General features: G+C 44.7%; 1 protein-coding gene and 1 pseudogene. Both read left to right on the forward strand.

Going from position 1 to position 2,051, the window contains the following annotated elements; genetic code table 11:
* Positions 1 to 538 (forward strand): annotated as a pseudogene (locus tag A3738_RS31200) (peptidoglycan-binding protein); the annotation flags it as partial.
* Positions 539 to 551: 13 nt separating this feature from the next.
* On the forward strand, positions 552 to 2,051 hold a 1,500-nt coding region (locus A3738_RS15955), incomplete at its 3' end, for a CHASE2 domain-containing protein (protein ID WP_156504296.1).

The following is a 2,051-nucleotide window of genomic DNA, read 5'->3' on the forward strand; positions in this document are numbered from 1 at the left end:
TCTACCAGGGAGCATCGTTGATGCGTTTACTGCTGAATTCTCATGGGAAGTGAAACACCCAGAAACACTGTCCCGCTTTGAGCTGTCGAAAACAGATGACTTTAAGCGCTTAGCACTTCCGACAAAATGGTCTGAAAATACCAGTTACCGCCTTGAAGACTCTATCGCCGCTGGCAATTATTTCTGGAGAGTTCGTACATTAAGCGCTGGAAAAGCAGAAGCTACTAGTGCTGCAAGAGCAGTATCTATTCAAGGTAAACTCGACGTCGTTAATATTCTGACCGTCAACTATATTGGCGACCAAGTGGGAATTTTCTGGCACACCGTAGACAACGCCCAAGGCTATGTATTACAAATATCAGACGATAAAGAGTTCAGAAGATTATTAAAAGAAGAAACGCTTAGTAAAACACGTGCGTTCCTCAAGCTACCAGAAGGCAAGCATTTTTATGCCCGTGTAAAAGGCTTAGGCGACGAAATATTTAGTTCAGAGTTTGGCCCACATAAAGATATTTTGTTAGAGCCTACTCCTCAATAAATACAATAGAACTATGGCAAGCAAGCCTATAAACGATCCACATCCTTACGAGCAGCACATTCTCACTTTGGCGCTTATTTTAGTGAGCGCGCTGCTTGTATATAGCCACGTAGCAAAGCGTCTAGACCTCCTCACTTATGATGCATTTACGCATGCAGCAACGGTGGATCCAGACCCTAATACCGTTATTATTTCGATTGATGAGAAAAGTCTTAGTAGCATTGGCCAATGGCCTTGGCGAAGAGCTATTCACGCACAACTTGTTGATAAGCTGAGATATTATCAAGCCTCACTCATCGTATTTGATGTATTGTTTTCAGAGTATGACACGCAACACCCAGCGGATGACTTTCTTCTCGCTGAGGCAATAGAAGATGCAGGAAATGTTCTGTTACCTCTACATGTTCACCCCCTCGCCTATGACAAGCCGCTTTCAGAAATTCTACCTATTCCAGAATTAGCCAACGCCGCACTTGGCTTAGGGCACGTCCATGTTGAGCTCGATGAGGATGGTCTGACTCGCGGAATATTTCTCAACACAGGTGTCGGAGATGCATACTGGCCTGCGATGTCTATGGCCATGGCGGTCGAAACCAATCCCATGGTTCAATATTTACAAGAGATTCGCCAACAGACGCGTGTCCCATATGTGGCAGTCAACGCAGAATACCGCCTTATTCCGTTTGCAGGACCTCGCGGCACTTACCCGACTTACAGTTATGTTGACGTGATGTCGAATAAGATACCGGCCGAGACATTCCGCAACAAAACAATTCTTATTGGGGCAACTGCGGCTGGCTTAGGTGATATTATCCCCACGCCCTTTTCTCATATGAATAGCCCTATGTCGGGCGTTGAAATTCACGCGAACGCCTACTCTGCAATCATCAATCAAAAGATTATTCGTAGCGTTTCGGAGCGGTGGGTATATCTATTAACATTCGCATTCATTCTTGTTCCTATCTTAATTTTTCCACGTATTCGTCCAACTTTCGTCATGCCCTCAACCATGTTATTGGCGGCAGGAATATTTGGGTTTAGCTACGCTCTATTAGTATTAGATAGAACGTGGTTCCCACCGGTAAACAGTGTGCTTGGAGTATTGATTGCCTACCCTTTATGGAGCTGGCAAAGAATGCGTCACCTAAATAGTTTTTTTAGCAATGAGTTAGAAAGACTAAGTAGAGAGCCTGACCTAAGCTTTCGTCGCTTGAGCCAGCATAGCCTTGAGAAAATATTCCTAGCGCTGATCGCGATTATCAAGCCCAAAGCTTATGCCTTTACGCACAATGGAAACGTAATTCATGGATTAAACCCACACCAACTAAGCTCATACCGCATATTAGAAGAAGGGGTATGGCAGCATGACGAAAGCTCGAGTTGGATCAAGCTCACTATTGGAGATGATAAATACCGTATTGGGCTTGCCATTCCAAGCGCTGGATTTAGACGCCCTATTACTGAGTTCCTGAATAAGCTGGAGCTGCAATCTGGCCAAGAAGCCATCATCAAA

The sequence above is a fragment of the Oleiphilus sp. HI0066 genome (genome assembly GCF_001635725.1).